This is a genomic window from Enterobacter cloacae complex sp. 2021EL-01169 (genome assembly GCF_020733125.1).
Lineage (GTDB): Bacteria > Pseudomonadota > Gammaproteobacteria > Enterobacterales > Enterobacteriaceae > Enterobacter > Enterobacter roggenkampii.
In genome coordinates this window covers 83,918-99,291 of sequence record NZ_JAJFTC010000001.1, presented here as the reverse complement: position 1 = coordinate 99,291, position 15,374 = coordinate 83,918, and the positions used below count along the sequence as shown (strand labels likewise).

The 15,374-nt window shown below is 58.6% G+C and carries 14 protein-coding genes; 6 read left to right on the top strand and 8 right to left on the bottom strand.

Features of this window, described 5'->3' with window-relative positions:
* Window positions 1-4: 4 nt before the first annotated feature.
* The 4 genes from LLF79_RS00455 to LLF79_RS00440 form a co-directional block, all read right to left on the bottom strand.
* Complete coding sequence (locus tag LLF79_RS00455) at window positions 5-934, bottom strand: sugar ABC transporter substrate-binding protein (protein ID WP_008502118.1); 930 nt, start codon at window positions 932-934, stop codon at window positions 5-7.
* Between the two features lie 31 nt (window positions 935-965).
* Entirely contained in the window at window positions 966-1,952 is a 987-nt protein-coding gene (iolG, locus tag LLF79_RS00450) for an inositol 2-dehydrogenase (protein ID WP_023294280.1), read from the bottom strand.
* A 299-nt stretch (window positions 1,953-2,251) separates the two neighbouring features.
* Window positions 2,252-4,177, bottom strand: coding sequence for a 3D-(3,5/4)-trihydroxycyclohexane-1,2-dione acylhydrolase (decyclizing) (gene iolD, locus LLF79_RS00445; RefSeq protein WP_227878984.1), 1,926 nt, complete (start codon window positions 4,175-4,177; stop codon window positions 2,252-2,254).
* Window positions 4,178-4,188: 11 nt separating this feature from the next.
* The gene (locus LLF79_RS00440; protein ID WP_227878983.1) at window positions 4,189-5,694 is read right to left on the bottom strand and encodes a CoA-acylating methylmalonate-semialdehyde dehydrogenase; all 1,506 of its coding nucleotides are present in this window, start codon (window positions 5,692-5,694) and stop codon (window positions 4,189-4,191) included.
* A gap of 291 nt (window positions 5,695-5,985) precedes the next feature.
* Between LLF79_RS00440 and LLF79_RS00435 the strand changes: the two genes are divergently transcribed.
* The 3 genes from LLF79_RS00435 (at window position 5,986) to LLF79_RS00425 (ending at window position 7,874) form a co-directional block, all read left to right on the top strand.
* The gene (locus tag LLF79_RS00435) at window positions 5,986-6,816 is read left to right on the top strand and encodes a MurR/RpiR family transcriptional regulator (protein ID WP_047026903.1); all 831 of its coding nucleotides are present in this window, start codon (window positions 5,986-5,988) and stop codon (window positions 6,814-6,816) included.
* Window positions 6,817-6,874: 58 nt separating this feature from the next.
* On the top strand, window positions 6,875-7,222 hold the full coding sequence (locus LLF79_RS00430) for a hypothetical protein (RefSeq protein WP_206804425.1): 348 nt from the start codon (window positions 6,875-6,877) through the stop codon (window positions 7,220-7,222).
* A gap of 133 nt (window positions 7,223-7,355) precedes the next feature.
* On the top strand, window positions 7,356-7,874 hold the full coding sequence (locus LLF79_RS00425) for a DUF3883 domain-containing protein (protein WP_008502124.1): 519 nt from the start codon (window positions 7,356-7,358) through the stop codon (window positions 7,872-7,874).
* A 77-nt stretch (window positions 7,875-7,951) separates the two neighbouring features.
* Here the strand turns inward: LLF79_RS00425 and guaA are convergent, their stop codons facing one another.
* Together guaA and guaB are read right to left on the bottom strand one after the other, a co-directional pair.
* Window positions 7,952-9,529 carry a glutamine-hydrolyzing GMP synthase gene (gene guaA / locus LLF79_RS00420; RefSeq protein ID WP_008502126.1) on the bottom strand — a complete coding sequence of 526 codons (1,578 nt, stop codon included), beginning with the start codon at window positions 9,527-9,529 and terminating at the stop codon, window positions 7,952-7,954.
* 67 nt (window positions 9,530-9,596) lie between these two features.
* Window positions 9,597-11,063, bottom strand: coding sequence for an IMP dehydrogenase (gene guaB / locus LLF79_RS00415; protein ID WP_008502128.1), 1,467 nt, complete (start codon window positions 11,061-11,063; stop codon window positions 9,597-9,599).
* Between the two features lie 158 nt (window positions 11,064-11,221).
* Between guaB and xseA the strand changes: the two genes are divergently transcribed.
* Genes xseA through LLF79_RS00400 form a run of 3 tightly spaced genes read left to right on the top strand, consistent with a single transcriptional unit; the run spans window position 11,222 to window position 14,024 of the window.
* Window positions 11,222-12,595: an exodeoxyribonuclease VII large subunit gene (gene xseA / locus LLF79_RS00410; RefSeq protein WP_227878982.1), complete on the top strand. Its 1,374-nt coding sequence runs from the start codon at window positions 11,222-11,224 to the stop codon at window positions 12,593-12,595.
* 58 nt (window positions 12,596-12,653) lie between these two features.
* The gene (locus LLF79_RS00405; RefSeq protein WP_032663055.1) at window positions 12,654-13,673 is read left to right on the top strand and encodes a M4 family metallopeptidase; all 1,020 of its coding nucleotides are present in this window, start codon (window positions 12,654-12,656) and stop codon (window positions 13,671-13,673) included.
* Window positions 13,674-14,024 carry a protealysin inhibitor emfourin gene (locus LLF79_RS00400; RefSeq protein WP_023294287.1) on the top strand — a complete coding sequence of 117 codons (351 nt, stop codon included), beginning with the start codon at window positions 13,674-13,676 and terminating at the stop codon, window positions 14,022-14,024.
* Here LLF79_RS00400 and LLF79_RS00395 read toward each other — a convergent pair.
* A complete protein-coding gene (locus LLF79_RS00395) occupies window positions 14,021-14,242 on the bottom strand; it encodes a zinc ribbon domain-containing protein (RefSeq protein WP_008502131.1) in 222 nt (73 codons plus the stop codon). The genes LLF79_RS00400 and LLF79_RS00395 overlap by 4 nt on opposite strands.
* A 50-nt stretch (window positions 14,243-14,292) precedes the next feature.
* The gene (locus LLF79_RS00390; RefSeq protein WP_227878981.1) at window positions 14,293-15,327 is read right to left on the bottom strand and encodes an oxidoreductase; all 1,035 of its coding nucleotides are present in this window, start codon (window positions 15,325-15,327) and stop codon (window positions 14,293-14,295) included.
* Between the last annotated feature and the right edge of the window lie 47 nt (window positions 15,328-15,374).

Below are 15,374 nucleotides of genomic sequence, written 5' to 3'. Positions count from 1 at the left end.
TAAATCAGTTACCGGCCTCACCGATACGCTCAGCCTGCTGCAGGTTCTCTTTGGTGATCAGCGTCGGCGGGTAGTCGGCCCCGGTGATGGCTTTTTTCTCGCGCACGTTGGCCACCAGCTGGCTCATCGCCGTCTGCACCGCAAAGCCCGGACGCTGGTCCGCCGTCACCGCCAGCCAGCCGTCGCGCACGCGGGCCAGCGCTTCCGGTACCGCGTCAAAGCCGGTGACCAGAATTTCGCCCGGCTTCACGCCCTGGCTCTGCAGGGCTTCGATCGCCCCCAGCGCCATGTCGTCGTTGGCGGAGAGGATCACCTGAGGACGTTTCGGCAGCGAGGGCAGCACGCTTTCCACGATGCGCATCCCTTCAGAACGCATCCAGTTGCCGGTCTGATCGGCGACGATCTTGTACTTATCGCCACCCGCCTTCAGGCTGTCGCGGATCCCTTTGGTGCGTTCGATGTTGGAGGAGGAGCCCGGCTGGCCGGTCAGCAGAATGATCTCCGCCCCGTCAGGAAATTTGGTTTTCACAAAATCGCCAATCGCCTGACCGCCCTTGTAGTTGTTGGCGCCAAAGTGCGGCACCTTCTTCTGGCTGTCGACGGAGCGGTCAAGGGTGACCACCGGCAGCTTCGCATCCTGAATTTCATCCACCGCGCTGGAGACCGCGTTCACGTCGTTCGGGGAGACGATAAAGCCCTGCGCCCCGCGGGTGATGGCGTTTTCCAGGTCAGCCACCTGCTTCGGTGAACTGCCCTGCCCGTCCAGCACCTGAAGCTTCACGCCCATCTCTTTTGCGGCTTTTACCGCCGTGCGCTGCATGTGAACTTCAAACGGCATGGCCAGGTTTGGCGTACTGAACACAATTTGCTCGTTTTCGGCGAGGGCGGCCCCGGACGTCATGGCGATGAGGGCGGCTACGATCAGTTTTTTCATTATTATGTCTCTCTGTGTAGGGTTGTGGTGTTTAGAGGACGATCTCGCGCTGGCTGCGCAGTGACTCCAGCGCTTTATCCGCGAGGTACAGCGCACGTTCACCATCATCGCCGCTGCAGTCAGGCACCGCTTCGCCGCGCAGGACCGCAACAAAGTGTTCCCATTCCGCGGCGTAAGCGGATTTGTAGCGCTGCAGGAAGAAGTGTTCCGGCAGCGCGCTGGTGCAGCCCTGTTTGCCGTAGTGCTGCACCTGGTTTTCAAGAATGTTGCCCGCGCAAAGCAGCCCTTCGGAGCCGTGCAGTTCCAGGCGCTGGTCGTAGCCATAAGAGGAGCGGCGGCTGTTGACGATGGTCGCCATCGCGCCGGAGGCATATTTCAGAACGATAAACGCGGTATCGATGTCCCCCGCCTCGCCAATCGCCGGATCGACCAGGTTGCTGCCCTGGGCATACACCGACACCGGCTCTTCGCCCATGATGAAGCGCGCCATGTCAAAGTCATGAATGGTCATATCGCGGAACATGCCGCCGGAGACGCGCACGTACTCCGCGGGCGGCGGAGACGGATCGCGGGAGATGATGAGCAGCGATTCCGGCTTGCCGATTCGCCCGGCCTGCGCGTCGGTTTTCACGCGGCGGAACTGCGGGTCAAAGCGGCGGTTAAAGCCGATAAACAGCGGCACGTCGTACTCTTTGACCACCTTCAGGCAGTCGCGCACGCGGGCGAGGTCGAGGTGTACCGGCTTTTCGCAGAAGATGGCCTTGCCGTGGCGGGCGGCCATTTCAATCAGGTCCGCGTGGGTATCGGTGGCGGAGGCGATCAGCACGGCGTGAACGTTAGGGTCGGTCATCGCTTCATCCAGGCTCTGCTGGCGGGCCTGATACTGCGTGGCGAGGCGGGTGGCAAATTCCTGATTCGGGTCAACCACGGACCAGAGCGTGGTCGCGCCGTGGCTGGCGATGTTAGCTGCATGTACCTGGCCAATTCGGCCAGCGCCCAGTAAAGCAATGTTAAACATAACGGCTCCCGGTGTTGGTGAATGCTGTGAACTAACGACTCTATAAATAAAACATTTATTTCATTTTTATAAATAGTGAAAATTATGTTTTTGAGTGCGGGTTAACACTTTTGAGATGAATGAGATAAATTTTGTTATCAATCTCACAACATGGAAGAAGGTGCTGCTAGCCCCTCACCCCGGCATTCTCCACAAAGGGGCGAGGGGAAAAGAGCGCACCGAACCTAACCCTCTCCCCATTGGGGAGAGGGTTAGGGTGAGGGGAAAATGAAATGAAAATTTCGTTACTTCGGGAAAACTCAATACTGACGGGCTTTTTTCACCTGCGACTGCGTTTGCTCCGCGGCCTCACGCACGGCAGACGACTCTGCCACCTGCGCATCACCGGTTCGCCACCAGGAGGCGTAGTCGTGGGTCATGGTCTTCGGCAGCACCTTGATGTCCAGCAGCGTCGGGCCAGGATGGGCGCGGGCCGCCTCCAGCGCCGCCAGCAGGCTTTGCTCATCGTTTACCCGCCACGCGCGGCAGCCGTAGCTTTCCGCGTTTTGCGCAAAATCGACCTTCACCAGCGGCCCGTCAAGCTGCCCGCTTTCCGGGTTGCGATGGCGGTTTTCCGTGCCAAAGCTGCCCATGCCGTGCCCCATCTGCAGGTTGTTAATGCAGCCGAAGCTGGCGTTATCAAACAGCAGAACGGTGACCTTAATGCCCTCCTGAACGGCGGTTTGCAGCTCGGAGTGGAGCATCATGTAGGAGCCATCCCCCACCATGGCGTACACCGGCTGCTCGGGTCGGGCAAGCTTCGCGCCGAGGGCTGCCGCAATCTCGTAGCCCATGCAGGAGTAGCCGTACTCCAGGTGATAGCTGTCCGGCGTTTTGACCTGCCAGAGGCGCTGTAAATCCCCCGGCAGCGAACCGGCCGCGCCCACCACGATGGCGTTATCTTCCACATGCTGGTTGATGAGCCCTAGCACCCGCGTCTGGGTCAGGCGGGTGTTGAGCGCCTCGCCGTATTCCGCCAGCTGCGCGTCCAGGTGCCCCGCCACTTCGGGCGCGTCGTCCGGACGCCACTGGCGATCCCACAGGCGACGGCACTCGTCGCGCCAGGCGGATTTCGCCTCAGCGATCGCCTCTCCCCAGCCGCTGCGGTAATCACCAAGCGCGTGGGTCAATGCCTCGAGCCCGGTTTGAGCGTCGGCAATCAGCGCCGTGGCGTCCAGCTTCAGGGCGTCATACTCGGCCACGTTCAGCAGCAGGAATTCCACGTCCGGATGGGAAAAGAGCGCCTTGGAGCCAGTGGTAAAGTCGGTCAGGCGCGTGCCGATGCCGATCACCAGGTCGGCCTGCGGGGCGAGCTGGTTGGCCGCCATCCCGCCCGTCACCCCTACGCCACCGAGGTTAAGTGGGTGGTCACTTACCAGCGCCCCCTTTCCGGCCTGGGTTTCGGCAAACGGCAGCTGCAGCGTCTCGACAAATTCGCGAAACGCCTCATGTGCGCCGGAATAGCGTACGCCACCGCCGCACACCACCAGCGGGCGACGCTTGCGGGCAATCAGCGCCCGCGCCTGCGCCAGACGCTGCGGATCGGGCGGACGACGCTCGATGTGGTGCACGCGACGCGCGAAGAAGCTCAGCGGGTAATCCCACGCTTCCCCCTGCACGTCCTGCGGGAGGCAAATCGTCACCGCACCGGTATCTGCCGGGTCAGTAAGCGTTCGCATCGCGCTGAGCATCGCGCTCATGAGTTGCTCCGGGCGGTTAATGCGGTCCCAGTAGCGGGAGACCGGACGGAAGCAGTCGTTGGTGCTAATGCTGAGATCGTGATACTGCTCGATCTGCTGCAGCACCGGGTCCGGCTGGCGGCTGGCGTAGATATCGCCCGGCAGCAGCAGCAGCGGGATGCGGTTCGCCGTGGCGGTTGCTGCGGCCGTGACCATATTGGCGGCGCCCGGCCCGACGGAGGAGGTGACGGCAAAGATGCGCTGACGGCGGTGCTGTTTGGCAAATCCCGTCGCCATATGGGCAATGCCCTGCTCGTTGCAGCCCTGCATCACCTGCAGATGGCCCGGATCCTGCTCCAGCGCCTGGCCGATACCCAGCACGTTGCCGTGTCCAAAGATGGTGGCGACGCCCTCCACGAAGGGCGTTTCATCGCCATCCACGCTGACGTACTGTTGATTCAGGAACCGGACCAGCGCCTGGGCCATGGTCATACGTTCGGTTTGCATAACGCCTCCTGTCAGCCCAGCGTCGGCATGGAGAACGCAGCGCCTGTCTCCTGCTGCATTTCCGGCCAGCGCGCGGTGATGGTTTTCATTCGGGTGTAGAAGCGCACGCCGTCGTTGCCGTGGACGTTGAGCGCGCCGAAGATGGAGCGCTTCCAGCCGCCGAAGCTGTGGAACGCCATCGGCACCGGGATCGGCACGTTGACGCCCACCATACCCGCCTGCACCTCTTCGCAGAAGCGGCGCGCGCAGCCGCCGTCGCGGGTGAAGATTGCCGAGCCATTACCATATTCATGGCGGTTAATCAGGTCCACCGCGCTGGCGTAATCTGCTACGTGCACCACAGAAAGCACCGGACCAAAAATCTCTTCTTTATAGATGGTCATCTCCGGGGTGACGTTATCGAACAGCGTCGGCCCGACGAAGTAGCCCTGCTCGTGGCCCTTCACGCTGAAGCCGCGACCGTCCACCCGAAGCGTCGCCCCCTGCGCTTCCCCGCTGTCAATGTAGCCCAGCACCTTGCTGCGGTGCGCGGAGGAGATGAGCGGCCCCATTTCGTTTTCCGGCGACTGGTCCAGGCCCGGCCCGACGCGCAGCGCGGCAATCTGTTTTTCCAGCCGGGCGCAGAGGTCATCGGCGGTGTTATCCCCCACCGCCAGCACCACCGAGAGCGCCATGCAGCGCTCGCCCGCCGCGCCGTAGGCCGCGCCCATGATGGCGTTGGTCGCCATCTCCATGTCGGCATCCGGCATTAAAATGCAGTGGTTTTTCGCGCCCCCCAGCGCCTGACAGCGCTTACCGTGGGCGGACGCGGTCTGGTAGATGTACTCCGCAATCGGCGTGGAGCCGACAAAGCTCACCGCCTGCACGCGCGGGTCGGTCAGGAGCACGTCAACGGACTCTTTATCGCCCTGCACCACGTTGAAGACGCCGTCCGGCAGGCCGGCCTCTTTCAGCAGCTGCGCCAGCGCGAGCGCCAGAGAAGGGTCTTTTTCCGACGGTTTCAGCACGAAGGTATTCCCGGTCGCCAGCGCAATCGGGAACATCCACATCGGCACCATCGCCGGGAAGTTAAACGGCGTGATCCCGGCGCAGACGCCGAGCGGCTGCATCAGCGAGTGGCTGTCGACGCCGGTCCCGACGTTCGCCGAGTGTTCGCCCTTTTGCAGATGCGGAATACCACAGGCAAACTCCACCACTTCCAGGCCGCGGGTCAGTTCGCCCACCGCGTCGGAGAAGACCTTGCCGTGCTCTTCGCTGATGAGGCGGGCCAGGCGATCCATGTTCTCTTCCAGCAGCGCTTTGAAGCGGAACATCACGCGCGCGCGCTTAAGCGGAGCATGACGCGCCCACGCCGGAAACGCCTGCTGCGCGGCGGCGATCGCCTGCTCCGTTTCCTGTGCCGTACTCATCACCACCTGGCGGATCTGCTCGCCGGTGGCCGGGTTGAAGATCGCCTGAACGCGCTGGCCTGAACCGGTGACACATTCGCCGTGAATAAAATTCGCTACCGTCTCCATCCTTAACCTCTCGCTGTTGATACGTGACTTGACCTGAACACTGTGTACTGAACACTATATATGAAACAAATATTCCATTTTAAGTTGAAATAAAATAAATGATGATTATTGTGATCAAGGATGGATTTTTATGTTAACAGCCAGCACCACTGACGCCGCGTGCGCTATTAAGGGTTCTCGGGCGAGGAAATGACTGAATCTTCTGTTTCATTTTTGCTGCCAGATGGATGGCCGACATTTAAAAGACGCGGTTTTGCGTTTAGAATCATATGACTGTATTTGGGGGATAACATGACGACAGCAACCAGCCTGAACGAACTGCAGCAGCAAATCCGCGATCGCTACGATAGCCTGAGCAAGAGGCTGCAGCAGGTCTCCCGCTACGTGCTGGACAATACCAACAGCGTGGCGTTTGATACGGTTGCCGTTATTGCCGAGCGCGCCGACGTGCCGCCCTCGACGCTGATCCGCTTTGCCAACGCCTTTGACTTCACCGGCTTCAACGAAATGAAACAGCTGTTTCGCATGAACCTGGTGGAGGAGACCGCCAGCTACAGCGACCGCGCCCGGCTGTTCCGCGAGATGGAGAGCGAGGCCGTGCCGGAAACGCCGCTCGATATCCTGCAGGAGTTTGCCCGCTCGAACGCGCAGGCGCTGCAGCAGCTGGCCGCCCGCGCCGAGCCGGAGATGCTGGAGCGCGCGGTACAGCTGCTGGCCGACGCCGACACCATCTACATCGCCGGACTGCGTCGATCCTTTAGCGTCGCCGCGTACCTCACCTATGCTCTGAGCCATCTGGAGTGCCGTCCTATCCTGCTCGACGGCATCGGCGGGATGCTGCGCGAGCAAATCAGCCGCATTAAGGCGCGCGACATCGTGGTGTCGATCAGCTTCTCGCCGTACGCGGAAGAGACGGTGATGGTCAGCGAAACCGCCGCCAGCGTCGGCGCGCGGCAGATCGTGATTACGGACAGCCAGATCAGCCCGCTGGCGACGTTCAGCGACCTCTGCTTTGTGGTGAAAGAGGCGCAGGTGGATGCGTTCCGATCTCAGTCGGCGACGCTGTGCCTGGTGCAATCGCTGGTGGTGGCGCTGGCGTATCGGTTGGGAGAAGGGAAATAAGGAATCGGTCTTAATGCTTTCCTTAATCATAAACGGTTGGATCTATCAGGGATAAAATGTGAAAAAAATTTTATGGGTGAAATTCGGCTGGTCAGAATATTATCGGGGTGGACCGGTTAATGGTAATTTTGGTTGGCTAAATGAAAATAAAAAAGACGAGCGACGGGGTCACGAGGCGTTCAACTTTGAACCTGCACCTGATGGCACTTATTATTGTTATGTTCCGCCACAAGCAAAACATTATGCCCCTTTAAACGAAGACCCGCACGGATGGACAGTTATTTGTCTTGCGAAAAATCCTCGACGCGCCGGGATCCACATTGTTGGATGGTATGAAGATGCAACGTTGCACGGAAAATGGCTTGTTCCGCCTGACAATGAGATAAAAAAAGCGGGGGGATATTAACGTATCTTATAGTGACAGGTCATACTGTATTTCAGCCCAGAAAGCCTATTTTATTCCTCCCGACAAACGAAACGCTCCGTTCTCCGATCCCTCCATAAAACAAGGGAAATATTCCTTTCTCGAAGGACCTGGGGTGGAAATCAACGACAATAAGATACGCGTACTTAACTTGCTGAATCAACGGATGGAAAAAATCTCTCCCTTTGCCATCCTTAATCCAAACGATATTAACTCTCCCGACCCTGAACTTAATACAATCGATCCCTTAACGGGATTCGGTACTCCAGAACATAGGAAACGTGTCGAAAAGCGCGCCGAAGATATCGTCATTACACATTACGAGAAAAAAGGTTTTACCTGCAAACGTATGACGCATCTGCCCTGCGGCTATGATTTCTCATTCACGAAAGGTGAAGAGGAGAGACATATTGAAGTTAAAGGCACATCAAGCTCAACCCCGCAATTTTTCCTTACACGGAATGAACATTTGAAGGGAATGCAATCTAATTCAAAATGGCGTCTGGCAATGGTGACTTCTGCCCTTTCTGAATCGCCGAACTTAATTGAATATACTGCCCGCGACCTGAAACGCGTATTTGAGCTTGAACCTTATGTTTATATTGGAAGATTTCTTCCCACAGTAAAGGAATAATGAAACTATTCTTTAGACACAAAAAACCCTCTAAGAAACAGAGGGTTTTTTAGAACGTTAAAAAATTTTAACCGCGTTTATTCCCACTCAATCGTAGCCGGTGGCTTACCGCTGATGTCATACACCACGCGGGAAATGCCGTTCACTTCGTTGATAATGCGGTTAGACACGCGGCCCAGGAAGTCATACGGCAGGTGCGCCCAGTGCGCGGTCATGAAGTCGATGGTTTCCACCGCACGCAGGGAAACAACCCAGTCGTACTTACGGCCATCGCCCATCACGCCGACGGAGCGAACCGGCAGGAACACGGTGAACGCCTGGCTTACCTTGTTGTACAGATCAGCTTTGTGCAGCTCTTCGATGAAGATCGCGTCCGCACGACGCAGCAGGTCGCAGTACTCTTTCTTCACTTCGCCCAGCACGCGCACGCCCAGACCCGGACCCGGGAACGGGTGGCGGTAGAGCATGTCGTACGGCAGACCCAGTTCCAGACCGATCTTACGCACTTCGTCTTTGAACAGCTCGCGCAGCGGTTCAACCAGGCCCATCTTCATCTCTTTCGGCAGGCCGCCCACGTTGTGGTGAGATTTGATGACGTGTGCTTTACCGGTGGCGGAGGCCGCAGATTCGATCACGTCAGGGTAGATGGTACCCTGCGCCAGCCACTTCACGTCGTCCAGCTTCAGCGCTTCTTCGTCGAACACTTCCACGAACACGCGACCGATGATCTTACGTTTCGCTTCCGGATCGTTCTCGCCTTTCAGCGCGTCCAGGAAGCGCTGCTCGCCTTCCACGTGAACGATGTTCAGACCGAAGTGGTCGCCGAACATGTCCATAACCTGCTGGGCTTCGTTCAGGCGCAGCAGGCCGTTGTCCACGAAGACGCAGGTCAGGTTTTTGCCGATAGCGCGGTGCAGCAGCATCGCGGTCACGGAGGAGTCCACGCCGCCAGAGAGGCCAAGGATCACTTTGTCATCGCCAACCTGCTGGCGGATACGCTCAACGGCGTCGTCGATGATTTTTGCCGGGGTCCACAGGGCTTCACACTGGCAGATGTCGCGCACGAAGCGCTCCAGCATGCGCATACCCTGACGGGTGTGGGTCACTTCCGGGTGGAACTGCACGCCGTAGAAGCGTTTTTCTTCGTTCGCCATGATGGCAAACGGGCAGCTCTCGGTGCTGGCAACGGTCACGAAGTCAGACGGGATAGCGGTGACTTTGTCGCCGTGGCTCATCCACACGTCCAGCAGCGGTTTGCCGTCTGCGGTCAGGGAGTCTTCGATACCGCGCACCAGCGCGCTGTCGTTAACCACTTCAACCTGCGCATAGCCGAACTCGCGCTCGCTGGAGCCTTCTACGTGGCCGCCCAGCTGCATTGCCATGGTCTGCATACCGTAGCAAACGCCGAATACCGGCACGCCAGCTTCGAATACGTACTGCGGCGCGCGCGGGCTGTTTTCTTCGGTGGTGCTTTCCGGGCCGCCGGACAGGATGATGCCGCTTGGATTGAATTCGCGAATCTGTGCTTCCGTGACATCCCACGCCCACAGTTCACAGTAAACGCCCAGTTCACGCACGCGACGCGCCACCAGCTGAGTGTACTGAGAACCAAAGTCCAGGATGAGAATGCGATGTTTATGAATGTTTTCCGTCATTGACGCTAATTCCGAGGCAAGTGAAACAAAAACAGAGCGCCCGGCAGAAGCCGGGCGCGGAAATTAATCAGGAGCCCAGACGGTAGTTCGGGGACTCTTTGGTGATCGTCACGTCGTGAACGTGGCTCTCCTGGATACCCGCACCGCTGATGCGTACGAATTCCGCTTTAGTACGCAGCAGGTCAATGGTACCACAGCCGGTCAGACCCATACAGGAGCGCAGGCCGCCCATCTGCTGGTGGATGATCTCTTTCAGACGGCCTTTATAGGCAACGCGACCTTCGATACCTTCCGGCACCAGTTTGTCTGCGGCGTTATCGGTCTGGAAGTAACGGTCAGAGGAACCTTTGGACATCGCGCCCAGGGAGCCCATACCGCGGTAAGATTTGTAAGAACGGCCCTGGTAGAGTTCGATTTCACCCGGGGATTCTTCGGTACCGGCCAGCATAGAGCCTACCATCACCGCCGCTGCGCCCGCAGCGATCGCTTTCGCGATGTCGCCAGAGAAGCGGATACCGCCGTCAGCGATAACCGGAATACCGGTCCCTTCCAGCGCTTCAACCGCGTCAGACACGGCGGTGATCTGCGGAACGCCCACGCCGGTCACGATGCGCGTGGTACAGATAGAGCCAGGGCCGATACCTACTTTCACCGCGCTGCAGCCAGCGTCAGCCAGCGCGCGAGCGCCTGCGCCCGTTGCCACGTTACCGCCGATGATCTGCAGATCAGGATATTTAGCACGGGTGTCACGAATACGCTGCAGAACGCCTTCAGAGTGGCCGTGAGAGGAGTCAATCAGCAGGACGTCAACGCCCGCGGCAACCAGCGCGTCAACACGCTCTTCGTTACCGGCACCTGCGCCAACCGCAGCGCCAACGCGCAGACGGCCATGCTCGTCTTTACAGGCGTTAGGCTTACGTTCTGCTTTCTGGAAATCTTTAACGGTGATCATGCCGCGCAGGTGGAAGTTGCTATCAACAACCAGCGCTTTTTCAACGCGTTTTTCGTGCATTTTTGCCAGCACCACGTCGCGGGTTTCACCTTCGCGAACGGTAACCAGACGCTCTTTTGGCGTCATGTACACGCTGACAGGCTGGTTCAGGTCAGTCACGAAACGCACGTCACGACCGGTGATGATGCCCACCAGCTCGTTCTCTTCGGTCACCACCGGGTAACCGGCGAAGCCGTTACGCTCGGTCAGGGCTTTCACTTCGTGCAGGGTGGTGGTTGGCAGAACGGTCTGTGGATCGGACACGATGCCGGATTCATGTTTCTTCACGCGGCGAACTTCTTCTGCCTGACGTTCGATAGACATGTTTTTGTGAATAAAGCCAATGCCACCTTCCTGTGCCAGGGCAATTGCCAGGCGCGCTTCAGTCACGGTGTCCATTGCCGCAGAGAGCATAGGAATGTTCAGGCGAATGGTTTTCGTCAACTGCGTGCTGAGATCGGCAGTATTCGGCAGAACGGTGGAATGAGCGGGAACGAGGAGGACGTCGTCAAACGTCAGTGCTTCTTTAGCGATACGTAGCATGGGCAATATCTCTGACCTGGGTGGTTAAATATTGCCGTGGCATTATACAGAGCGTAACCGATTGCATCTACACTTTTTTATAAAAAAGCTTGCGATTGCCTCTCAGCAGGTTACTATCGACTGAATAACTTGCTGATTTAGAATTTGATCCCGCTCACATGTTATCCTCTCAATCCCCCTCAATTTATACCGTCAGCCGCCTTAATCAGACGGTGCGTTTGCTGCTTGAGCAGGAAATGGGGCAGGTCTGGATCAGCGGTGAAATCTCTAACTTCACGCAGCCCTCCTCCGGCCACTGGTACTTTACGCTAAAAGACGATACCGCCCAGGTGCGCTGTGCGATGTTCCGCAACAGCAACCGCCGCGTGACGTTCCGTCCACAGCACGGCCAGCAGGTTCTGGTGCGCGCCAATATCACCCTGTATGAGCCGCGCGGTGATTATCAGATTATCGTCGAGAGCATGCAGCCTGCGGGCGAAGGTCTGCTGCAGCAGAAGTATGAACAGTTAAAGACTAAGCTCTCGGAAGAGGGACTTTTCGACCAGCAGTTCAAAAAGCCGCTGCCCTCCCCTGCCCACTGCGTGGGGGTCATCACCTCGAAAACCGGTGCGGCACTGCACGATATTTTGCACGTCCTGAAGCGTCGCGACCCTTCCCTGCCCGTCATCATCTACCCGACCGCCGTGCAGGGTGACGATGCGCCGAGCCAAATTGTGCGCGCCATTGAGTTGGCGAACGCGCGTCAGGAGTGCGACGTCCTAATCGTCGGGCGCGGTGGCGGCTCGCTGGAAGACTTGTGGAGCTTTAACGACGAGCGCGTGGCGCGGGCAATCTTTGCCAGCCTTATCCCCGTGGTGAGCGCCGTCGGCCACGAAACGGACGTGACGATCGCCGATTTTGTCGCGGATCTCCGCGCGCCGACGCCGTCCGCGGCGGCGGAAGTGGTCAGCCGCAACCAGCTGGAGCTGCTGCGTCAGATCCAGAGCGGCCAGCAGCGTCTGGAGATGGCGATGGACTACTACCTCGCCAACCGGACCCGGCGCTTTACCCAGCTTCATCATCGTCTTCAGCAGCAGCACCCGCAGCTGCGTCTGGCGCGTCAGCAGACCGTGCTGGAGCGCCTGCGCCAGCGCATGAACGTGGCGATGGACACCCAGATCAAGCGCGCGGTGTCGCACCAGCAGCGCGTGACGCAGCGTCTGAACCAGCAGAACCCGCAGCCGAAAATTTATCGTGCGCAAACGCGGATTCAGCAGCTTGAGTACCGCCTGGCGGAAAATCTCCGTGCGCGACTGAGCGCCACCCGGGAACGCTTTGGCAATGCGGTGACCCACCTTGAAGCGGTCAGCCCCCTCTCCACGCTGGCGCGCGGCTATAGCGTGACGACGGCAACGGACGGCAAGGTGCTGAAGCAAACCAAACAGGTGAGTACCGGTGATGTGCTGACGACGCGTCTGTCGGACGGCTGGGTAGAAAGCGAAGTGAAATCAATTAAACCGGTGAAAAAGACGCGTCAGCGTAAAACCGGATAATTCTTCGCCGGTTACTTACTATACTGCTGCTATTCCCTTTTTTAATAAGGAGAGCAGCATGCCCCATCTTCATAGCGTTATTCCCCCGTATATTCTTCGCCGTATTATCGAAAGCGGTTCCGAACCGCAGCAGCGCTGTGCCCGCCAGACCTTAACCCACGTCCAGACGCTGATGGCCCATATGCCGGGCAAACCCGCCGCGCCGCACGTGAATAAAGCTGGACAGCTGGAGCGTGATATCTACGACGCGAAGCAGACCCAGGAGCTGCCGGGTACGCAGGTGCGTTATGAAGGTCAGCCGTCGAACGGCGATGTGGCGGTAGACGAAGCGTACGAGTATTTGGGTATTACCCATGATTTCTTCTGGAAGGAATATCAGCGCGATTCGCTCGATAACAAAGGGCTTATTTTAACCGGCACCGTTCACTACGGTCGGGAATATCAGAACGCCTTCTGGAACGGTCAGCAGATGGTATTTGGCGACGGCGACGGGGAAATATTTAACCGTTTTACCATCGCCATAGACGTCGTGGCGCATGAGCTGAGCCACGGCGTGACCGAGACCGAAGCCGGGCTTATCTACTTTGAGCAGTCCGGCGCGCTGAACGAGTCGCTGTCGGACGTGTTTGGCTCACTGGTGAAGCAGTACCGTCTGAAGCAAACCGCCGATAAAGCGGACTGGCTGATTGGTGAAGGGCTGCTGGCAAAAGGCATCAACGGCAAAGGGCTGCGCTCGATGTCTGAACCGGGCACCGCCTACAACGATCCGCTGCTCGGCAAAGACCCGCAGCCTGCACACATGAAGGATTTCATCAAAACGCGTGAGGATAACGGCGGCGTGCACTTGAACTCCGGCATCCCCAACCGGGCATTTTATCTGGCCGCGACGGCGATTGGCGGCTACGCCTGGGAAAAAGCGGGTTATGCCTGGTACGACACGGTTTGCGATCGCAATCTGGCGCAGGATGCGGATTTTGAGGCCTTCGCAAAACTGACGGTAGCACACGGAGAAAAACGCTCCGGCGGTGACGTTGGGGCGGCCATAAAACAAGCCTGGGAACAGGTGGGAGTGTTGTAAATGCAGGTTCCGGAACTGACGGATGACGCCGTGGTTGAGCTGGCCCGGGAAGGCGGCGTCGCTTTTATTCCCAAGCTGAGCGGCCAGCGCACCATCGCGCTCTCCTCGCTCAATGAGGCCCAGCGCCAGCGCCTGGTGAGCATCCTCGAGCAGGCCTTCCCGCGCGGCCAGCCGCCTGGACAAGTCTCTTCCCCCGGCAGCGGGGACCAGCGCTATTTCCGCATCCAGATTATCTGGACCGGCCAAAATCAGGCGCACTACGCCGATATCATCGTGCTGGTTCCCGAGCAGGAGGCGCCCGAGTCGCTGGTCGAGCTGTGGAAGAAAGGCGAAGGCTGCGTGTGTGATTAACCTTCGGCCCGAACAAACTCCACGCGTTTTTTGGAGATAAGACCGTGGCCGTTCTGGCAGAAATAATCCACGGCCCCGCAGGCTTTTAAGACCTGGAGTGGCTGATGGCACTCCGGGCAGCGGGCTTCAAGCGCAATATCCTTATTACAGCTCTCGCAGTGTGCCATCCCGTTCAGGGGCTCAAGCGGTGCCTGGCAATCCGGGCAGGTAATCGTCATGGTGACTCCTTAAAAGCATTCTGGTCTGCGATCATTTTACCACGTCGCGTTCAGTGCGGGCCACGCAGCTGTTGCTGCAAGGTCAGCAGCAGCTCAACCTCCTCGATTCGGCGACGCGTCGTGCGGCTCACCTCGTGCGGATCCCGTTCAAAAAGACTGTTGGTGCCCAGAATGTGCCCGGCAAGACAGTGCTCGTAGAGTGTCCCGGGAATATGCCAGCGCTGAATATCCTTACCCTCAATCAGCTCAAGCACATCCTCCGCGCCGCGCCGGTCGTGGCTGATGATGCGCCCGTCGCGCAAACAGAGCCGTAATCCTTTTTGCCCGCCCGCGGGTCCCGCGTATTTGTTAAGCCAGATATCCGCCGGCACGCCGCTGATGCGGCCCTGAAGATGCGCCTCGCCCTCCGCCGTGGACAGGTCGCCTTTTGCGATAGCGCGGCCCAGGCGGTCTTTAGCCGTGACGACCTGCAGGGTCATATCATCACTTCCGCCCAGATAACGCACCGTTTCGCGCAGCATCGCCAGCACGTGCGTACCGATATCCAGAATCACGCCGTCCGGGTGGCGAAGCGTTCGAGTGTCCGGCTCGCCGGTGGCAAAGTTAAGCGCGATGGGTTCTCCTGCAGCGTTAACTCCGCTCGGCTCCTGCAAAAAGCCGTCGATTTTAACGATGTCAGAGACGCAGCCAACCAGCGACCGCTTTACCGTTTCGATGCGCGCCATCCAGTGATCGAGCGCCAGCACGCGGGAAGCAGCGTCGGGGTTTGCCAGCAGCGCGTTGAGCTTTTCGATTTGGGGAAGCGTGGCGACGATCGGTTTTTCAATCACAATCCGCGGAACGGCCGAGGCTATGGCCTGTTCCAGCACCTCGAGGTGGTGCAGCGATGCGGTGGTAATAAAGAGAGTATCAAGCGGTACGGCGAGAAGTTCCGTAAGCGAAGCGCAGCGCGTGACGCCTTCAGGCTGCCTGGTGGGGAGAACATCAAATCCAAAACAATGAACCGCGTGACCATAAAGGCGACGTAAGGCGGGAAGATACGCGGTTTCCACGACCGCACCAAGACCGACAAATCCTAACTGCATAGTTTCACCTCAGGGAATCGATGCCGGGGCATAACGCCTGCCCCGGC

Bases quoted from the DNA above. Each gene is read 5' to 3' on its own strand.
- LLF79_RS00455 (WP_008502118.1), bottom strand. From the start codon at position 934: ATGAAAAAACTGATCGTAGCCGCCCTCATCGCCATGACGTCCGGGGCC.
- iolG (WP_023294280.1), bottom strand. From the start codon at position 1,952: ATGTTTAACATTGCTTTACTGGGCGCTGGCCGAATTGGCCAGGTACAT.
- iolD (WP_227878984.1), bottom strand. From the start codon at position 4,177: ATGCAAACCGAACGTATGACCATGGCCCAGGCGCTGGTCCGGTTCCTG.
- LLF79_RS00440 (WP_227878983.1), bottom strand. From the start codon at position 5,694: ATGGAGACGGTAGCGAATTTTATTCACGGCGAATGTGTCACCGGTTCA.
- LLF79_RS00435 (WP_047026903.1), top strand. From the start codon at position 5,986: ATGACGACAGCAACCAGCCTGAACGAACTGCAGCAGCAAATCCGCGAT.
- guaA (WP_008502126.1), bottom strand. From the start codon at position 9,529: ATGACGGAAAACATTCATAAACATCGCATTCTCATCCTGGACTTTGGT.
- guaB (WP_008502128.1), bottom strand. From the start codon at position 11,063: ATGCTACGTATCGCTAAAGAAGCACTGACGTTTGACGACGTCCTCCTC.
- xseA (WP_227878982.1), top strand. From the start codon at position 11,222: ATGTTATCCTCTCAATCCCCCTCAATTTATACCGTCAGCCGCCTTAAT.
- LLF79_RS00405 (WP_032663055.1), top strand. From the start codon at position 12,654: ATGCCCCATCTTCATAGCGTTATTCCCCCGTATATTCTTCGCCGTATT.
- LLF79_RS00400 (WP_023294287.1), top strand. From the start codon at position 13,674: ATGCAGGTTCCGGAACTGACGGATGACGCCGTGGTTGAGCTGGCCCGG.
- LLF79_RS00395 (WP_008502131.1), bottom strand. From the start codon at position 14,242: ATGACGATTACCTGCCCGGATTGCCAGGCACCGCTTGAGCCCCTGAAC.
- LLF79_RS00390 (WP_227878981.1), bottom strand. From the start codon at position 15,327: ATGCAGTTAGGATTTGTCGGTCTTGGTGCGGTCGTGGAAACCGCGTAT.